The following is an 18,085-nucleotide window of genomic DNA, read 5'->3' as shown; positions in this document are numbered from 1 at the left end:
CTCGTTAGCGAGCATTCTGGACAGCCCGCCCAGCCCACGAAACGACCTTTTTTGTTGCCCCTGCACAGGAAAAAACTCACGGCCAACAAAATAACCCTGACAGCACTGCCAAACCACGCTGCAGCCCTTGCTGCGCATGGCCTTCGCCAATTTATCGGCAAGTCCCAGCTAAATAGTATTTTCGCCGCTATTGTGCAGTCCCTAGTCTGGCCCCAGGCAAAGGCGGTCTCCCACCGACCTGATCAAATCGCCTTCCAAAAAGGGCTCGAACATGACATTGAACAACATCGAAATCGACACGCTGATCGTCGGCGCCGGCCAGGCCGGGGTCGCCATGAGCGAACACCTGAGCAAACTCGGCGTGCCGCATCTGGTGCTGGAGCGCAACCGCATTGCCGAGGCCTGGCGCAGCGGCCGCTGGGACTCGCTAGTGGCCAACGGCCCGGTCTGGCACGACCGTTTCCCCGGCCTGGAATTCGACCTGGACGCCGACGCTTTCGCCGGCAAGGAGCAGGTGGCCGATTACTTCGAGCGCTATGTACGCAAATTCAATCTGCCGGTACGCACTGGCGTTGAAGTGAAGAAGGTTGTACGCAATGCCGACCGCCCAGGCTTTGTCATCGAGACCAACCAGGGCACCATCCGCGCCAACCGCGTAGTGGCTGCCACCGGCCCGTTCCAGCGCCCGGTCATCCCCGCCATTGCCCCGCAGGACCCACGCCTGCAGCAGATCCACTCTGCCGCGTACTTCAACCCTGAGCAGCTCCCTGAAGGCGCGGTACTGGTAGTAGGCGCGGGCTCTTCCGGCGTACAGATCGCCGAAGAGCTGATGCGTGCCGGGCGCAAGGTGTACCTCTCGGTCGGCGCCCACGACCGCCCGCCGCGCGCCTACCGCAACCGCGACTTCTGCTGGTGGCTGGGGGTACTGGGCGAATGGGATGCAGAAATCGCCAAACCTGGCCGTGAGCACGTGACCATCGCCGTCAGCGGCGCCCGTGGCGGCCACACGGTGGACTTCCGCGCCCTCGCCCACCAAGGCATGACCCTGGTCGGCCTGACCGAGTCATTCGACAACGGTGTCGCCACCTTCCAGAACAACCTGGCCGACAACATTCGCCGCGGCGACGAAAACTACCTGGCCCTGCTCGACGCCGCCGATGCCTACGTCGAGCGCAACGGCCTGGACCTGCCGGAAGAACCCGAAGCCCGCAAACGCCTGCCCGACCCGGCCTGCATCAGCGAACCGATCCTGCAACTGGACCTGATCGCGGCCGGCGTCACCAGCGTCATCTGGGCCACCGGCTACGGCGTCGACTTCAGCTGGCTGCAGGTCAATACATTCGACAGCAACGGCAAGCCAGTACATCAACGCGGCGTGTCGCAGGAGCCTGGGGTGTACTTCCTCGGCCTGCCGTGGCTGTCGCGGCGCGGCTCGTCGTTCATCTGGGGGGTGTGGCACGACGCCAAGCACGTCGCCGGTCATATCGCCACGCAACGCACTTACCTGTCCTACCGCGACCGTGATCAGCGCGACGCCGATGCCGCGGCCCAACCTCACAACCTCAGCACCGTCGGAGCCCACTGATGCCTACTCATACCCGCGTACGGATGTTCAACACCAAGGTCACCTACCCTAACCAGTCGCTCGACAACGACCTGTGCCAGGCGGTGCGCGCCGGCAACACCGTGTATGTGCGCGGCCAGGTCGGCACCGACTTCGACGGCCGCCTGGTCGGGCTGGGCGACCCGCGTGCCCAGGCCGAGCAGGCCATGAAGAACGTCAAACAGCTGCTTGAAGAAGCCGGCTCGGACATGTCGCACATCGTCAAGACCACCACCTACATCACCGATCCGCGCTTCCGCGAGCCGGTGTATCAGGAGGTCGGCAAATGGCTCAAGGGCGTGTTCCCGATTTCCACCGGGCTGGTGGTCGCCGGGTTGGCGCAGGCTGAGTGGCTGATGGAGATCGATGTGATTGCGGTGGTGCCGGACTGAGCGGCATGGCTGAAATTGCTGGGGCCGCGCAGCGGCCCCACACTTTACAGGCTGGCCAACTGCTCACGGCAAAACTCGACGAACAACTGCGCCGGCTTGGTCAGTTGCACCCGTTTCAAGTGCGCTGCCGCCAACCCCGACAACTCCACCGGCTCGGCAATGTCGACCGTGACCAGTCGCTGACCATCGTAGGTGCACTCGGAATGCGGCCGAGTCACCAGCAACGAAAAACCAAACCCCTGCCCGACCATCCCCCGCACCATCTCGATCGACGGCGAGCTGAAGACGATATTCGGCGTCAGCCCCAACTCATTGAACAGGCTGACGAAGTAGGTCCTGCTCGGCGCGACGTCGAGCAGTATCATCGGCTCTGGGCACAAATCGCGTAACGACACCTGCGCCTGACCCGCAAAGCGGTGTTTCTCCGGCAACAACACGTAAGGTTTCTGCGGCGCCATCAACGGCTCGGCCTCGATGGTGCCATCCAGGTCATGATCGTAGAGAAACGCCAGGTCAAAGGTGCCAGCAGTCAGCCCCTGGATCAGCTCCTGCTGTTCACCGTCGCGCAAGCGAATGTCGACCCCCGGATAACGCTCGCGAAACCCGGCGATCAAACGCGGCAAATACAGCGGCGCCACCGTTTCAAAACAACCGATGTCGATCTGCCCAGCCACCGTGTCGTTGTCGGCCAGTGCGTTCTGCTCGAACTCGTGGGCCATCTGCAGCAGCGACTTGGTCTTGGCGTAGAAACGCTTGCCGCTGGGCGTCAGCGACACGCCCTGGGCGTGATGGCGGATAAACAGCTGCACGCCAAAACTCTCTTCCAGGTTCTTGATCGCGGTAGAGATCGACGGCTGGGCGATATACAACTGGCGCGAAGCCTCGGCAACGCTGCCGGCCTCCACCGTGGTGACGAAATACTTCAACTGACGCAAGGTATAGGAAGCCACAGGCACCTCTGGGGCGCCGTCGGCGGCGCGCTCTGATTTATCCCTGCTACCTTACCTCAGCCCCTTGCTGCAGCACCGCTGGCCGGGCAAGCATTTACCTAAGGCCTGACGTTATTTTGCCTATCCGCGCCTCAGCGCGGCATGCTGGCCATGCGCAGTATCGATGGCGGCAGTGGGTTTATCATTCTGGATGATAATAACCTTCGGCCCATTCGATTCGTTCCCCACCCGCGCGCCGCGCAGAATCCGCCCCACTATCCATATACATTGGCGGATTTCTCCATGGAACAATCACTCAAACCCTTGCGTTATCCCCTCGCTGCCCTGGCAGTGCTGGTGATCAGCGCCTGCGGCCGTACCCCAGACGCCGTGCAGGCTCCGACCGCGCCGAAGGTCACCGTGGCCAAGGTGATCGAGCAACCGATCAACGAGTGGGACGAGTTTACCGGCCGCCTCGAAGCGCCAGAAACCGTCGAAGTCCGCCCACGGGTATCGGGCCAGATCGATCAGGTGGCCTTTACCGAAGGCGCCCAGGTGAAAAAGGGCGACCTGTTGTTCCAGATCGACCCGCGCCCGTTCCAGGCCGAAGTCCGCCGCCTCGAAGCACAACTGCAACAAGCCCGCGCCAGCGCCCAGCGCAGCGAAAACGAAGCCCGCCGCGGCGAGCGTCTGCGTGACAGCAACGCCATCTCCGCCGAGCTGGCCGAGTCGCGCAGCAGCGCCGCCGCCGAAGCCCGCGCCGGGGTTGCCGCGATCCAGGCCCAACTGGACCTGGCCCGCCTCAACCTGAGCTTTACCCGGGTCACCGCGCCGATCAGCGGCCGGGTCAGCCGCGCCGAGTTCACCGCCGGCAACATCGTCAGCGCCGATGTCACCCCGCTAACCTCGGTGGTGTCCACCGACAAGGTTTATGCCTATTTCGACGCCGACGAGCGCGTGTACCTCAAGTACACCCAGCTGGCGCGTGACGGCCAACGTGGACAGAGCACTCCGGTGTACCTGGGCCTGACCAACGAAACCGGCAACCCGCACCTGGGCCAGATGAACTTCGTCGACAACCAGGTCAATCCGCGCACCGGCACCATCCGCGGCCGCGCCGTGTTCGACAACACTGACGGCCAGTTCACCCCGGGCCTGTACGCCCGCCTGAAGCTGGTCGGCAGCGCCAAGTACGACGCAGTGCTGATCAACGACGAAGCGGTCGGCACCGACCTTGGCAAGAAGTTCGTGCTGGTCATGGACCAGGACAACAAGGCTGCCTACCGCGCCGTTGAACTGGGCCCCAAGCTTGAAGGCCTGCGCATCGTCCGCAGCGGCTTGAACAAGGACGAGCGTATCGTCGTCAAGGGCCTGCAGCGGGTGCGCCCAGGCTCGCAGGTGACTCCAGAAGAGAGCGCCATGGCCAGTGAGCAGACCCTGACCAACCTCGCCCAGCAGCGTCAGGCGCTTGAAGCCAGCAACCCGGCGCCGCGCGTGGCCGGCCCCAGTGTGAAAGTCGCCAGTGCCCAGGCACCGCGCGGTTAAGGGACGACACCGATGAACTTCTCCAAATTCTTTATTACCCGGCCGATCTTCGCCGCCGTGCTGTCGCTGATCCTGCTGATCGCGGGCTCGATTGCGCTGTTCCAACTGCCGATCAGCGAATACCCCGAAGTGGTCCCGCCTACGGTTGTGGTACGCGCCAACTTCCCCGGGGCCAACCCCAAGGTCATCGGCGACACCGTTGCCGCGCCACTGGAACAGGCCATTACCGGTGTCGAGAACATGCTCTACATGTCCTCGCAGTCGACCGCCGACGGCAAGCTGACCCTGACCATCACCTTTGCCCTGGGCACTGACCTGGACAACGCTCAGGTACAGGTGCAGAACCGCGTCACCCGGACCCAGCCCAAGCTGCCCGAAGAAGTCACGCGCATTGGTATCACCGTCGACAAGGCTTCGCCCGACCTGACCATGGTCGTGCACTTGACCTCGCCGGATCAGCGCTACGACATGCTCTATCTGTCCAACTACGCCATCCTCAACATCAAGGATGAGCTGGCCCGCCTGGGCGGCGTCGGTGACGTGCAGCTGTTCGGCATGGGCGACTACTCGCTGCGGGTCTGGCTCGACCCGAACAAGACCGCCTCGCGTAACCTGACCGCCACCGATGTGGTCACGGCGATTCGCGAGCAGAACCGTCAGGTCGCTGCCGGCCAGCTCGGTGCACCACCTGCGCCAGGTTCGACCAGCTTCCAGCTGTCGGTCAACACCCAGGGCCGCCTGGTCAATGAGGAAGAGTTCGAGAACATCATCGTCCGCGCCGGTGCCGATGGTGAAATCACCCGTCTCAAGGACATTGCCCGGGTCGAACTCGGCTCCAGCCAATATGCCCTGCGCTCGCTGCTGAACAACCAGCCAGCGGTGGCGATCCCGATCTTCCAGCGTCCTGGGTCCAACGCCATCGAAATCTCCGACGAAGTCCGGGCGAAGATGACCGAGCTGAAAAAGGACTTTCCCGAAGGGATGGACTTCAGCATCGTCTATGACCCGACCGTGTTCGTCCGTGGCTCGATCGAAGCCGTCGTGCACACGCTGTTCGAAGCTTTGATTCTGGTCGTACTGGTGGTGATTCTGTTCCTGCAGACCTGGCGCGCCTCGATCATTCCGCTGCTGGCCGTGCCGGTCTCGCTGATCGGCACCTTTGCCGTGATGCATCTGTTCGGCTTCTCGCTCAACGCCCTGTCGCTGTTCGGCCTGGTGCTGGCGATCGGCATCGTGGTCGACGACGCCATCGTGGTGGTGGAAAACGTCGAGCGTAATATCGGCCTGGGCCTGAAACCACTCGAAGCCACGCAAAAGGCCATGAGTGAAGTGACCGGGCCGATCATCGCTACGGCGCTGGTACTGTGCGCGGTGTTTATCCCGGCAGCGTTCATCTCCGGGCTGACCGGGCAGTTCTACAAGCAGTTCGCCTTGACCATCGCTATTTCGACAGTGATCTCGGCCTTCAACTCGCTGACCCTGTCGCCAGCACTGGCGGCGGTATTGCTGCAAGAACACGGCGCGCCCAAGGACCGCTTCTCGCGTGCCCTGGACCGGATTTTCGGGCGCTGGTTGTTCAACCCGTTCAACCGCTTCTTCGAGCGTGCCAGCCTGCGTTACGTGGCCGGCGTGGGCCGGGTCATCCGCTCCAGCGGCATCGCTCTGTTCGTCTATGCCGGGCTGATGGTGCTGACCTACCTGGGCTTCGCCTCGACCCCGACCGGCTTCGTCCCGGCGCAGGACAAACAGTACCTGGTTGCCTTCGCCCAGTTGCCCGACGCGGCCAGCCTCGACCGCACCGAAGCCGTCATCAAGCGCATGAGCGAGATTGCCCTCAAGCAGCCCGGTGTGGCCGACTCGGTAGCCTTCCCAGGCCTGTCGATCAACGGTTTCACCAACAGCCCCAACAGCGGCATCGTGTTCACCCCGCTCAAGCCGTTTGACGAGCGTACCGACCCGAGCCAGTCGGCAGCGGCCATCGCAGCAGCCTTGAACGCCCAGTTTGCCGATATCCAGGATGCCTATATCGCGATCTTCCCACCGCCGCCGGTGCAGGGCCTGGGCACCATTGGCGGCTTCCGCCTGCAGATCGAAGACCGCGGCAACCTCGGCTACGAAGCGCTGTACGAAGAAACCCAGAACATCATTGCCAAGAGCCACAACGTACCCGAGCTGGCAGGGTTGTTCACCAGCTATCAAGTCAACGTGCCGCAGGTCGATGCCGACATCGACCGGGAAAAGGCCAAGACCCACGGCGTGGCGATCAACGATATCTTCGACACCCTGCAGGTCTACCTGGGCTCGCTGTACACCAACGACTTCAACCGCTTTGGCCGCACCTATCAGGTCAACGTTCAGGCCGAACAGCAGTTCCGCCTCGACGCCGAGCAGATCGGTCAGCTGAAAGTGCGTAACAATCTGGGCGAGATGATCCCGCTGGCGACCTTCCTCAAGGTCAGCGACACCTCGGGGCCAGACCGGGTGATGCACTACAACGGCTACATCACCGCAGAAATCAACGGTGGCGCCGCCCCAGGCTACAGCTCCGGCCAGGCCGAGGCGGCTATCGAGAAACTGCTCAAGGCCGAGTTGCCCAACGGCATGACTTACGAGTGGACCGACCTCACCTACCAGCAGATCCTGTCTGGCAACACCGCACTGCTGGTGTTCCCGCTCTGCGTACTGCTGGCGTTCCTGGTGCTGGCGGCGCAGTACGAAAGCTGGAGCCTGCCGCTGGCGGTGATCCTGATCGTACCGATGACGCTGCTGTCGGCGATTACCGGGGTGATCATGTCGGGCGGTGACAACAACATCTTCACCCAGATCGGCCTGATCGTGCTGGTGGGTCTGGCGTGCAAGAACGCCATCCTCATCGTCGAGTTCGCCAAGGACAAGCAAGCCGAAGGGCTCGACCCACTGGCCGCGGTCCTGGAAGCCTGCCGCCTGCGTCTGCGGCCGATCCTGATGACTTCGATTGCCTTCATCATGGGCGTGGTGCCGCTGGTGTTCTCGTCCGGCGCCGGTGCCGAGATGCGCCATGCAATGGGTGTGGCGGTGTTCTCGGGGATGATCGGGGTGACCGTGTTCGGCCTGTTCCTGACGCCTGTGTTCTTTGTCCTGATCCGCCGTTATGTCGAGCGTCGCGAGGCCCGCAAGGCCGCGCAAGCCAAGCCGCTGGAGAACCACGCATGAACCTGCTCAAACCACTGACCCCGAGCCTGTTGGCGCTGACCCTGGCGGCCTGCGCGGTGGGCCCGGACTACCAGGCGCCGAACACCGAGCCGGCGCAGTTGGGCAACCAGTTCCAGGTCAAGGCCTTCGACCGTAGCCGCTTTGAAAGCGTGTGGTGGCAGCAGTTCGACGACCCGGCCCTGAACCAGCTGGTGCAGGCTTCGCTGCAAGGCAACCGCGACCTGCGCGTGGCCTTCGCCCGGCTCAAGGCGGCGCGCTCGATCCGGGAGGATGTCGACAACGACAACCTGCCGGTGGTGAGCAGCCGCGCCAGCAGTGAGCTGGGCAAAGGCCAGATCCCGGGCCAGACCGAGCGCCGGGTCAACAGCGAACGCTATGACCTGGGCCTGGACATGGCCTGGGAGCTGGACCTGTTCGGCCGCATTCAGCGCCAACTGGAAGCCAGCGAAGCGCAAGAGGCCGCCGCCGCGGCCGACCTGCAGCAGCTGCAGGTGAGCATGATCGCCGAGCTGGTCGATGCCTATGGCCAGCTGCGTGGCGCGCAGTTGCGCGAAAAAATCGCCCTGGCCAACCTCAAGACCCAGCAGGACTCGCGCAGCATTACCGAGACCCTGCGCGATGCCGGCGTCGGCAACGAGCTCGACGTGGTTCGCGCCGATGCCCGCCTGGCGGCAGTCGAGGCCACCGTGCCGCAACTGCAGGCACAGCAGGTGCGCGCACAAAACCGCATCGCCACTCTTCTCGGCCAGCGCCCGGATCAGCTCAGCGTAGATCTGTCGCCTAAACAGCTGCCGGCAATCGCCAAAGCACTGCCGATCGGCGACCCCGCTGAACTGCTGCGTCGGCGCCCGGATGTGCGCAGCGCCGAGCGCCAGTTGGCAGCGGCGACCGCCAACGTTGGGGTAGCGACCGCCGACCTGTTCCCGCGGGTAAGCCTGAGTGGCTTCCTTGGCTTCACCGCCGCGCGTGGCTCGCAGATCGGCTCGTCCGCCGCCAATGCCTGGGGGCTTGGCCCGAGTATCACCTGGGCAGCGTTCGACCTGGGCAGCGTACGTGCGCGCATCCGTGGCGCCAAGGCTGACGCCGAAGGCGCACTGGCTACCTACGAACAGCAGGTGCTGCTGGCGCTGGAAGAGTCATCCAATGCGTTCAGTGATTACGGCAAGACCCAACAGCGTTTGCAGGCCTTGATGCGCCAGAGCGATGCCAGCCGCAAGGCCGCCGATCTGGCTTCGATCCGCTATCGCGAAGGCACCGTGGATTATCTGGTACTGCTGGATGCCGAGCGCGAGCGGCTCAGCGCGGAAGATGCCCAGGCCCAGGGCGAAGTCGAGTTGTATCGCGGCATCGTCGCGATCTACAAGGCGCTGGGTGGCGGGTGGCAGCCTGAGACGGTGGCTAGTCTGCGATGACGCTGGGGGGCGCTACGCACCCCGACGTACTCAAGCCAGACGCACGAAAGCGGATGGCCTAGCAACAGCTCCTTTGGTTGGCTCCTCCCCCAACCGTTTGCCCCGCAGGCCTGGCCTGCGGGGCTTTTTTTCGCCCGGTTACGAGTAACGCCTGGCTTAGCCTACCAGGTGCAGGTAGTGCAGATGCCGCTCAAAGTGATCAAGAATATCGCCGATCACCTCATCCTTGGACCAGCCCATCACGTCATGGTCCTGGCCGCCTTCACGCAGGTGCACCTCGGCGCGGAAGTACTTGCGCTCCTCGCCCGGCGGCGCATCGCTGGCGGTGACAAAGCTTGGCGTGGCATACGCCTGCGGCCTGATCTCGTAGACGAAGGTGCCCTCGCTCGGGCCGACCTTGAGCATCACGCTGCCCTCGCTGCCTTGCTCGACGCTGCAGTCATAACCCTGCCTGCGCCACTCATCAGCCACCGCCTCACATGCTGGCAAGCCAACGTCGGCGATAAACCGCGAGACGTGGGCACGCCGCGGGAACATCGCCAGGGTGCGCAGGCGCCGTTGCCAGTTACCGGCAGCACGCGAGGCTGTTGGCGAAATCGCCAGTGCCTGATAGCGCAGATCACGTTTGGTGGCGTCCAGCTTAAGCGCCTTGAGCAGCCCGCGGGTACTGAACAGCAGCGCCAGGGTGAACGGCAACGCACTGGCGATGGTTGCCGTCTGCAACGCCTTGAGGCCGTCGGCCAGCAACAGCGCAATCGCCACCAGGCCCATGCTCGCCGCCCAGAACACGCGCTGGCGCAACGGGGTGTTCTCCTGCCCACCAGACGCCAGCATGTCCACTACCATCGCCCCGGTATCCGCCGAGGTGACGAAGAACACCACCACCATGATCACCGCCAGGGTGCTGATCACGCTGGCGAACGGGAAGTGTTCAAGGAAGGCAAACAGTGCCAGCGAGGTGTCCTTGTCGACCGCCATGGCCAGGTCAGTCAGGCCCTCGTCGAGGATCATGTGGATTGCGGTGTTGCCGAACACGGTCATCCACAGCAGGGTGAACGCGGTCGGTACCAGCAGCACGCCGGTGACGAACTCACGAATGGTCCGGCCACGGGAAATCCGCGCAATGAACAGGCCGACAAAGGGCGACCAGGCCAGCCACCAGCCCCAGTAGAACAAGGTCCACCCGCCGATCCAGTCGGTTGGCTGGTAGGCGTACAGGTTGAGTGTGCGGCTGACGATCTCGCTCAAGTAACCGCCAGTGTTTTGCACGAAGGTCTGCAGGATCAACACGGTCGGCCCCAGCAGCATGACCATCAGCAACAGCAGCACCGCCAAACCCAGGTTCAGCTCGGACAGGCGGCGGATGCCTTTGTCCAGGCCAGACATCACCGACAAGGTGGCGAGGAAGGTGGTGCCGATGATCAAGGCGATCTGCACCCCGGTCGACACCGGCACACCGAACAGCGCATTGAGCCCGGTATTGATCTGCGCCACGCCAAAACCCAGCGAAGTGGCGACACCGAACACCGTACCGATGATGGCGAAGATGTCCACGGCATGCCCGAGCGGGCCATAGATACGCTCGCCAATCAGCGGGTACAGCGCCGAACGCAAGGTCAACGGCAAGCCCTGGCGAAAGCTGAAATAGGCCAGGATCAGCGCGACGATGGCATAGATTGCCCAGGCGTGCAGGCCCCAATGGAAGAAGGTGATGCGCATCGCCTCCCCCGCCGCCTGGACCGTGCCGCCGTCGCCAATGGGCGGCTTGAGAAAGTGCATGACCGGCTCGGCCACGCCAAAGAACATCAGGCCGATGCCCATGCCGGCCGAGAACAGCATGGCAAACCAGGTTGTGCTGCTGTAGTCGGGGGTGCTGTGGTCAGGCCCGAGTTTGATGTCGCCATAGCGGCTGATGCCGAGGAACACCACAGTGCCGAGGATGATTGCCACGGCTAGGATGTAGAACCAGCTGACGTTGCCGATGATCCAGCCCTGGATGTGCGCAAACAGGCTTTGCGCATGGGCCTGGAACACGCTCGCGTAAAGCACGAGCAGCAACAGCAGGACAGCAGAAATCCAGAAGACAGGGGGATTGATAGTAGCTTTTGGTGTTTTGTCAGGCGGTGTCGACATCAGAAAGTTGGCTCCAGCGTGGCGCATCATGCGCACTTTTTTTCAGGTCAAGCGTAGACCGTGCATGGTTCGTCCGACAATGTCTGTAGGAAAACGATCAATGCTCAGGGAAAATAGGGCCAATAAATGCCGCCCTGCAACAATGCTTTTCCCCGCTGCAAGCCTGCTTCCCCCCAGTCCTTCTTGTACACTCGCGCCACTAGCCCCCACCTGTATACGTTTGGTGACAGCATGATCGAGGTAACCGAGGTTTCCATTGCCGAGCTGCGCGCCGCGCTCGAAGCTGGCCGCACCACAGCGGTCGAACTGGTCAAGGCGTACCTGGCACGCATCGATGCCTATGACACGACCGACAGCGCCAGCGCGCTGAATGCGGTCGTGGTGCGCAACCCAGAGGCGATCGCCGAAGCCCAGGCGTCCGATGCTCGCCGTGCTCGTGGTGAAAGCCGCGGCCCGCTGGAAGGCATCCCCTACACCGCCAAGGACAGCTATCTGGTCAAAGGCATGACCGCCGCCTCCGGCAGCCCGGCGTTTGCCAAGCTGGTGGCGCAACGGGACGCCTTCACCATCGAGCGACTGCGCGCCGCCGGTGCGGTCTGCCTGGGCAAGACCAACATGCCGCCGATGGCCAACGGCGGCATGCAGCGCGGCGTGTATGGCCGCGCCGAGAGCCCGTACAACGCCGCCTACCTGACCGCACCGTTTGCCTCCGGCTCGTCCAACGGTGCCGGCACCGCCACCGCCGCGAGCTTCTGCGCGTTTGGCCTGGCTGAAGAAACCTGGTCCAGCGGCCGCGGCCCGGCCTCGAACAACGGCCTGTGCGCCTACACGCCGTCGCGCGGGGTGATCTCGGTGCGCGGCAACTGGCCGCTGACGCCGACCATGGATGTGGTGGTGCCGTTTGCGCGGACCATGCACGACCTGCTGGAAATCCTCGACGTGGTGGTGGCCGACGACGCCGACACCCGTGGCGATCTGTGGCGCCTGCAGCCGTGGGTACCGATCCCCAAGGCATCAGCGGTGCGCCCGGCGTCTTATCTTGATCTGGCGCAGGATGCCAGCTCGCTGCAAGGCAAGCGCCTCGGCGTGCCACGCATGTATATCAATGCCGACGAACTCGCCGGCACCTCGGAAAAACCTGGCATCGGTGGCCCGACCGGCCAGCGTATCCACACTCGCCCAAGCGTCATCGCGTTGTGGCAGCAGGCACGCCAGGCGCTGGAAGCCGCCGGCGCCGAAGTGATCGAGGTGGACTTCCCGCTGGTGTCCAACTGCGAAGGCGATCGCCCGGGCGCGCCGACCGTGTACAACCGTGGCATCGTCAGCAAGGAGTTTCTCCACGACGAGCTGTGGGAGTTGTCCGGCTGGGCCTTTGACGACTTCCTGCGCGCCAACAACGACCCCAAGCTCAACTGCCTCGCCGATGTCGACGGGCCGCAGATCTTCCCGCACGACCCGGGCACCCTGCCTAACCGTGAAGACGACCTCGCGGCCGGCATGGACGAATACGTCAACATGGCCAAGCGCGGCCTCAAGAGCTGGGATCAGATCGACACCGTTGCCGATGGCCTGCGCGGCCTGGAGCAGACGCGCAAGCTCGACCTGGAAGACTGGATGGACCAGCTTGGCTTGCACGCCGTGCTGTTCCCGACGGTGGCCGATGTTGGCCCCGCCGATGCCGACGTCAATCCGGCCTCGGCCGACATTGCCTGGAGCAACGGCGTCTGGGTTGCCAACGGTAACCTCGCGATCCGCCACCTGGGCGTGCCGACCGTAACCGTGCCGATGGGTGTGATGGCCGATATCGGTATGCCGGTCGGGCTGACCTTTGCCGGCCGTGCCTACGATGACTCGGCCCTGCTGAGCTTCGCCTGCGCCTTCGAGTCGACCGGCTCGCGCCGCATCGTGCCGCCGCGCACTCCGGCACTGGGCTAAACCACGCGCTGGCGATTGACGCCCTCGCGATAATTCAACAGAATGTTAAAAATTGACATTTTGTTGAATTATCCATGCGCGCTGCACACATTCTTCGTGAACGCCAGATTGTCCTCTCCACGCTGAAAGCCGCCATCGCGGCAATCGGCAGCGTGGCCGGGCGCAATATGGAAATCCTCCTGCACGACCTCGACCAGCCCGAGCAATCGGTGGTGGCCATCGCCAATGGCCAGCTATCTGGGCGCGTAGTCGGCAGCCCGATCCTTGCCGCGCCGGAGCAGGACCAGGGCTTCAAGGCCCTGATGCAGGCGGCCAACCAGCCTGGCTGCGAGCCGGTGATCCTGCCCGACTACCCCACCTTGATCAAAGGCCGCACCCTGCGCAGCGCCACGGCGATCCTGCGCGACAGCGAAGGGCAGCCGTTCGCCAGCCTGTGCATCAACGTCGACAACAGTGGGCTGGACGCCGCCCTCGCCTTTCTCACCCAGCTGCAGCCAGTGACTGCCGCGCCATCTGCAGTGGCGGTGGTTGAGGACGCGGCCGACATGGCGCTGCTGATGACCCAGATCATCGACAGCGCCCTGGCTTCATCTGGTCAGGGCCGGCTCAACAAGCAGGCCAAGGTCGAGGCCGTGCGCCTGATGCAGGAGCGCGGCCTGTTCATCGTCAAGGGTGGGGTCGAGAAGGCCGCAGCCGCGCTCGGCGTGACCCGCTACACCGTTTACAACTATCTGGAGCAGCTGCGTGGCGAGCCCACTGCAGCGCCCCGCCAGCCATAATCCAGCGGAGATCAGCATGCCTTTGCACATCCAAACCCCCTTGATCGAATCGCGGCCGATGTCGCTCGCCGCCGGCCGTTCGATCTGGCTCAAGCTCGACGCCCTGCAGCCGTGCGGCTCGTTCAAGCTGCGCGGGGTTGGCCACGCCTGTGAGCTGCACCATGCTCGCGGTGCGCGTCACTTTGTATCTTCATCGGGCGGTAACGCCGGGCTGGCGGTGGCCTTTGCCGGGCGCAGTTTGGGCGTGCCGGTGACCGTGGTCGTCCCCGAGACCACCAGCGAGCGGGCCAGGCAGCTGCTGCGCCTGGAGGACGCCAAGGTCATCGTCCACGGCGGCTCCTGGCAGGAAGCCAACCAGCTGGCGCAAACCCTGGTCGGCGCCAATGATGCCTTCATTCATCCATTCGATGACCCACTGCTGTGGACCGGCCACGCCAGCCTGATCGACGAAGTCGCCGCTGCCGGCTGCAAGCCCGATGCGCTGATCTTGTCGGTCGGTGGTGGCGGCCTGCTCAGCGGCGTAGTCGAAGGCCTCAAGCGCAATGGCTGGGACGATGTGCCGGTACTGGCGGTAGAGACCACAGGCGCGGCGTCGTTTCACGCCGCAGTCGAGGCTGGTCACACGGTCGAGCTGCCTGCGCTGAGCTCCATCGCCACTTCCCTGGGCGCCAAGCGGGTTGCGGAGCAAGCGCTGGAATGCGCGCGCAGCCATCCGGTTGAAAGCCATTTGGTCACGGACCGCGAGGCGCTGCAGGCGTGTGAGCGCTTCCTCGCCGATCACCGTCTGCTGGTCGAGCCGGCCTGCGGTGCGGCACTGGCGTTGGCTTATAAAGCAGAGGTGTTGGGTAACTACCGCAAGGTGCTGTTGGTCGTGTGTGGTGGGGCTACGGCCACGCTTGAGCAGATTCAGCTGTGGTTGGCTGCGCAGTAGCTCTTTCCAAGCGCGTAAAAAAAGCCCGTGACGAGCACGGGCCAAGAGCACCACCGCAGAAAACGTCAGTTACTGCCCATCAATGATCCATCTCGTCCTTGGTGACTTTGCCGCTGTACGGGTCAACATGGAAGTCGTACTTCATGCCATCAGCCTTGACGCCCTCGCCTTCCCAATGGCCGTCGTCGGCCTCGATCTTGGTGATCTGGGTGTAGCCGGCGGCCTTGAGGCTGGCTTCGGCCTGATCCTTGGTGACTTTCCAGTCGGCGCCAGGCTGGTCAGCCCAGGCTGCGCTTGCGCCCAATGCACCTACCAGAGCGAGACCTGTGAACAGTCGAGTCATCGATTTCATCGTTAACGTCCTTTTTGCATGAAGGTATTTGCTGCGACCGGTCGAGTACGGCGAAGGTTCACTCCTTGTGCAAGGCGTGTTCACGGTGCATCGCCAGGTGCCCGGTCTTGGCACTTTTGACCTCGTATTGCGGCTCATCCTCCGAGCAATGGCGCTGCCTGCCCATGAACTCGACATCGTGCAGATGCACCTTGGTCACCGTGCCGTGAATGACCCCGGCCTCGGAATTCCAGCGCACCGTATCGCCCACTTTGTATTTTGTGCTCATCGGTTGATGCGTCCTCACGACCGTCATATCTGTCTGTTTTACTAGGCCTCAGCTGCGGGAAATAATTCCTCGCCGTTCGCCCAATGGCGACAACAGGTGCAGGGCGACACACAACTCTGACGAAATGCGTCTACGACCCTTTCGATATGCGGCCAGTGAAGGCACAATGCGTGTCCTTTTTTTGGCCGGCCTGGCCGGGGGCCTTAAATGATCAAGACGCCGTACTACCTCATCGACAAACAGAAGCTGCTGGGCAACCTCGAGAAGATTGCCTACGTGCGCGAACACTCCGGCGCCAAGGCGCTGCTGGCACTCAAGTGCTTTGCCACCTGGTCGGTATTCGACCTGATGCAGCAATACATGGACGGCACCACTTCGTCCTCGCTCTACGAGCTCAAACTGGGCCGGGAGAAGTTCGTCGGCGAAACCCACGCCTACAGCGTGGCCTGGGCCGATGACGAAATCGAAGACATGCTCGCCAACTGCGACAAGATCATCTTCAACTCGATCGGCCAGCTGCAGCGCTTTGCCGAACAGTCCGAAGGCAAGGTCCGCGGCCTGCGCGTCAACCCGCAAGTGAGCAGCTCCGATTACCTGCTGGCCGACCCGGCGCGCCCATTCAGCCGCCTCGGCGAATGGGACCCGGAGAAGATCGAGCAGGTCATCGGCCAGATCTCTGGTTTCATGTTCCACAACAACTGCGAGAACGGCGACTTCAGCCTGTTCGACAAGATGCTTGCGCACATCGAAGAGCGCTTTGGCCATCTGCTGCACAGGGTCGAGTGGGTCAGCCTCGGTGGCGGTATCCACTTCACCGGTGCCGACTATGCGTTGGACGAGTTCTGCGCACGCCTTAAGGGCTTCTCCGAGAAGTACGGCGTGCAGGTGTACCTGGAGCCGGGCGAAGCCGCCATCACCCAGAGTGCCTCGCTGGAAGTGACCGTGCTCGACACCCTGTACAACGGCAAGAACCTGGCCGTGGTCGACAGCTCGATCGAAGCGCACATGCTCGACCTATTGATCTATCGCCTCGACGCCAAGATGGCCCCGAACGATGGCGCGCACAGCTACATGGTGTGCGGCAAGTCGTGCCTGGCCGGTGACATCTTCGGCGAGTACCAATTCGATCGTCCGCTGGCCATTGGTGATCGCCTGTCGTTCATCGACGCGGCCGGTTACACCATGGTCAAGAAAAACTGGTTCAACGGTTTGAAAATGCCATCCATTGTGGTCAAGCAACTCGACGGCAGCGTCGAAGTGGTCCGCGAGTTCGGTTTTGAAGACTACGTTTCCAGCCTGTCGTAAGTCAGGCCTTCAGTAAGGAGCAAGGGATAAATTGAAGAAGAACGTTCTTATCATTGGTGCAGGAGGTGTCGCCAAGGTGGTGGCCCACAAGTGCGCGCAGCATAACGACGAACTCGGTCGTATTGCCATTGCGTCACGGAACATCTCCAAATGCCAGGCCATCATCGACAGCGTCAAGGCCAAGGGCAGCCTCAAGGTTCCCGCCGATATCCACGCCTTCTCGCTAAATGCACTCGATATCGAGGCGACCAAGGCACTGATCCGCGAGACCGAATCGCAGATCGTGATCAACGTAGGCTCTGCATTCCTCAACATGTCGGTGCTGCGCGCCTGCATCGATACCGGCGTTGCCTATCTGGACACCGCCATCCACGAAGAGCCGGGCAAGATCTGCGAGACCCCGCCGTGGTACGGCAACTACGAGTGGAAACACCTCGAAGAATGCCAGGACAAGAACATCACAGCCATTCTCGGCGTCGGTTTCGACCCGGGTGTGGTCAACAGCTATGCCGCACTGGCACAGCAGCAATACTTCGACCAGATTGACTCGATCGACATTCTCGACGTCAATGCTGGCTCGCATGGCAAGTACTTCGCCACCAACTTCGACCCGGAAATCAACTTCCGCGAGTTCACCGGGCAAGTGTGGAGCTGGCAGAACAGCCAGTGGACCAGCAATACCATGTTCGAGGTCAAGCGCACCGACGACCTGCCGGTGGTCGGCTCGCAGAACCTGTACCTGACCGGTCACGACGAAGTGCACTCGCTGTCGAAAAACCTCGGCGTGCCCAACGTGCGCTTCTGGATGAGCTTCGGCGAGCACTACATCAACGTCTTCACCGTGCTGAAAAACCTTGGCCTGCTCTCAGAGCAACCGGTCAAGACCGCTGAAGGCCTTGAAGTGGTGCCGTTGAAAGTGGTCAAGGCAGTGCTGCCTGACCCGTCCTCGCTGGCGCCTGGCTACACCGGCAAGACCTGCATCGGTGACCTGGTCAAGGGCCGCAAGAACGGCCAGCCGCGCGAAGTGTTCATCTACAACGTGGCTGATCACGAAGAAGCCTACGCCGAGACCGACAGCCAGGGCATCTCCTACACCGCAGGCGTTCCGCCAGTGGCGGCGGCGTTGCTGGTTGCTCGCGGCGAATGGGACGTCAAGCGCATGGCCAACGTCGAGGAGCTGCCAGCCGAGCCGTTCCTCAAGGCGCTGGACGTGATGGGCCTGCCGACCCGTATCAAGGATGAACACGGCGATCGTCCCTGGGACGCTGAAGCCTAAGCAGTAACACGAAGGGGCGCCATGATGGCGCCC

General features: G+C 63.0%; 14 protein-coding genes. 10 read left to right on the top strand and 4 right to left on the bottom strand.

All coding sequences use genetic code 11. The features are described 5' to 3' along the window. Positions 1-271 precede the first annotated feature (271 nt). Positions 272-1,585 (top strand): flavin-containing monooxygenase, encoded by a 1,314-nt coding sequence (locus HU736_RS02925; protein ID WP_186699916.1) that lies wholly within the window; start codon positions 272-274, stop codon positions 1,583-1,585. Beyond that, positions 1,585-1,995: a RidA family protein gene (locus HU736_RS02920; RefSeq protein ID WP_103437061.1), complete on the top strand. Its 411-nt coding sequence runs from the start codon at positions 1,585-1,587 to the stop codon at positions 1,993-1,995. Before HU736_RS02925 ends, HU736_RS02920 begins: the two co-directional genes overlap by 1 nt. Positions 1,996-2,039: 44 nt before the next feature. Here HU736_RS02920 and HU736_RS02915 read toward each other — a convergent pair whose 3' ends face one another. After that, on the bottom strand, positions 2,040-2,945 hold the full coding sequence (locus HU736_RS02915; RefSeq protein WP_101318735.1) for a LysR family transcriptional regulator: 906 nt from the start codon (positions 2,943-2,945) through the stop codon (positions 2,040-2,042). Positions 2,946-3,227: 282 nt separating this feature from the next. Between HU736_RS02915 and mexE the strand changes: the two genes are divergently transcribed. From mexE to HU736_RS02900, 3 genes are read left to right on the top strand one after another with little or no spacing between them, the layout of a single operon-like run. Next, positions 3,228-4,469 carry a multidrug efflux RND transporter periplasmic adaptor subunit MexE gene (gene mexE, locus HU736_RS02910; RefSeq protein ID WP_186699914.1) on the top strand — a complete coding sequence of 414 codons (1,242 nt, stop codon included), beginning with the start codon at positions 3,228-3,230 and terminating at the stop codon, positions 4,467-4,469. Between the two features lie 12 nt (positions 4,470-4,481). Continuing rightward, complete coding sequence (locus tag HU736_RS02905) at positions 4,482-7,661, top strand: efflux RND transporter permease subunit (protein ID WP_186699912.1); 3,180 nt, start codon at positions 4,482-4,484, stop codon at positions 7,659-7,661. Then, on the top strand, positions 7,658-9,073 hold the full coding sequence (locus HU736_RS02900; RefSeq protein WP_186699910.1) for an efflux transporter outer membrane subunit: 1,416 nt from the start codon (positions 7,658-7,660) through the stop codon (positions 9,071-9,073). Before HU736_RS02905 ends, HU736_RS02900 begins: the two co-directional genes overlap by 4 nt. Before the next feature lie 156 nt (positions 9,074-9,229). Here HU736_RS02900 and HU736_RS02895 read toward each other — a convergent pair whose 3' ends face one another. Beyond that, positions 9,230-11,206, bottom strand: coding sequence for a BCCT family transporter (locus tag HU736_RS02895; protein ID WP_186699907.1), 1,977 nt, complete (start codon positions 11,204-11,206; stop codon positions 9,230-9,232). A 231-nt stretch (positions 11,207-11,437) separates the two neighbouring features. On the opposite strand from HU736_RS02895, the gene HU736_RS02890 reads away from it, so the two are divergent. From HU736_RS02890 to HU736_RS02880, 3 genes are all read left to right on the top strand, one after another. After that, positions 11,438-13,141 (top strand): amidase, encoded by a 1,704-nt coding sequence (locus tag HU736_RS02890; RefSeq protein ID WP_186699905.1) that lies wholly within the window; start codon positions 11,438-11,440, stop codon positions 13,139-13,141. Between the two features lie 74 nt (positions 13,142-13,215). Next, the gene (locus tag HU736_RS02885; protein ID WP_186699902.1) at positions 13,216-13,920 is read left to right on the top strand and encodes a helix-turn-helix transcriptional regulator; all 705 of its coding nucleotides are present in this window, start codon (positions 13,216-13,218) and stop codon (positions 13,918-13,920) included. A 16-nt stretch (positions 13,921-13,936) separates the two neighbouring features. Beyond that, a complete protein-coding gene (locus tag HU736_RS02880) occupies positions 13,937-14,851 on the top strand; it encodes a pyridoxal-phosphate dependent enzyme (protein ID WP_186699900.1) in 915 nt (304 codons plus the stop codon). Positions 14,852-14,930: 79 nt separating this feature from the next. On the opposite strand, the gene HU736_RS02875 is transcribed toward HU736_RS02880, so the two are convergent. Further along, positions 14,931-15,203, bottom strand: a complete 273-nt coding sequence (locus tag HU736_RS02875) for a PepSY domain-containing protein (RefSeq protein ID WP_101318720.1) — start codon at positions 15,201-15,203, stop codon at positions 14,931-14,933. 58 nt (positions 15,204-15,261) lie between these two features. Continuing rightward, positions 15,262-15,471 carry a hypervirulence associated TUDOR domain-containing protein gene (locus HU736_RS02870; RefSeq protein ID WP_186699898.1) on the bottom strand — a complete coding sequence of 70 codons (210 nt, stop codon included), beginning with the start codon at positions 15,469-15,471 and terminating at the stop codon, positions 15,262-15,264. A gap of 207 nt (positions 15,472-15,678) precedes the next feature. Here HU736_RS02870 and HU736_RS02865 point away from each other — a divergent pair, with 207 nt between their 5' ends. Next, on the top strand, positions 15,679-16,776 hold the full coding sequence (locus tag HU736_RS02865) for a carboxynorspermidine decarboxylase (RefSeq protein ID WP_186699896.1): 1,098 nt from the start codon (positions 15,679-15,681) through the stop codon (positions 16,774-16,776). A gap of 31 nt (positions 16,777-16,807) precedes the next feature. Then, positions 16,808-18,052: a saccharopine dehydrogenase family protein gene (locus tag HU736_RS02860; RefSeq protein ID WP_103437053.1), complete on the top strand. Its 1,245-nt coding sequence runs from the start codon at positions 16,808-16,810 to the stop codon at positions 18,050-18,052. Positions 18,053-18,085 lie beyond the last annotated feature (33 nt).

Source organism: Pseudomonas shirazensis (assembly GCF_014268785.2).
Lineage (GTDB): Bacteria > Pseudomonadota > Gammaproteobacteria > Pseudomonadales > Pseudomonadaceae > Aquipseudomonas > Aquipseudomonas shirazensis.
The sequence above is the reverse complement of the archived record's forward strand: the minus strand, read 5'-3'. Positions and strand labels throughout refer to the sequence as shown.

Coding starts and splice junctions, on each gene's coding strand:
- HU736_RS02925 (WP_186699916.1), top strand. CDS start 272: ATGACATTGAACAACATCGAAATCGACACGCTGATCGTCGGCGCCGGC.
- HU736_RS02920 (WP_103437061.1), top strand. CDS start 1,585: ATGCCTACTCATACCCGCGTACGGATGTTCAACACCAAGGTCACCTAC.
- mexE (WP_186699914.1), top strand. CDS start 3,228: ATGGAACAATCACTCAAACCCTTGCGTTATCCCCTCGCTGCCCTGGCA.
- HU736_RS02905 (WP_186699912.1), top strand. CDS start 4,482: ATGAACTTCTCCAAATTCTTTATTACCCGGCCGATCTTCGCCGCCGTG.
- HU736_RS02900 (WP_186699910.1), top strand. CDS start 7,658: ATGAACCTGCTCAAACCACTGACCCCGAGCCTGTTGGCGCTGACCCTG.
- HU736_RS02895 (WP_186699907.1), bottom strand. CDS start 11,206: ATGTCGACACCGCCTGACAAAACACCAAAAGCTACTATCAATCCCCCT.
- HU736_RS02890 (WP_186699905.1), top strand. CDS start 11,438: ATGATCGAGGTAACCGAGGTTTCCATTGCCGAGCTGCGCGCCGCGCTC.
- HU736_RS02885 (WP_186699902.1), top strand. CDS start 13,216: ATGCGCGCTGCACACATTCTTCGTGAACGCCAGATTGTCCTCTCCACG.
- HU736_RS02880 (WP_186699900.1), top strand. CDS start 13,937: ATGCCTTTGCACATCCAAACCCCCTTGATCGAATCGCGGCCGATGTCG.
- HU736_RS02875 (WP_101318720.1), bottom strand. CDS start 15,203: ATGAAATCGATGACTCGACTGTTCACAGGTCTCGCTCTGGTAGGTGCA.
- HU736_RS02870 (WP_186699898.1), bottom strand. CDS start 15,471: ATGAGCACAAAATACAAAGTGGGCGATACGGTGCGCTGGAATTCCGAG.
- HU736_RS02865 (WP_186699896.1), top strand. CDS start 15,679: ATGATCAAGACGCCGTACTACCTCATCGACAAACAGAAGCTGCTGGGC.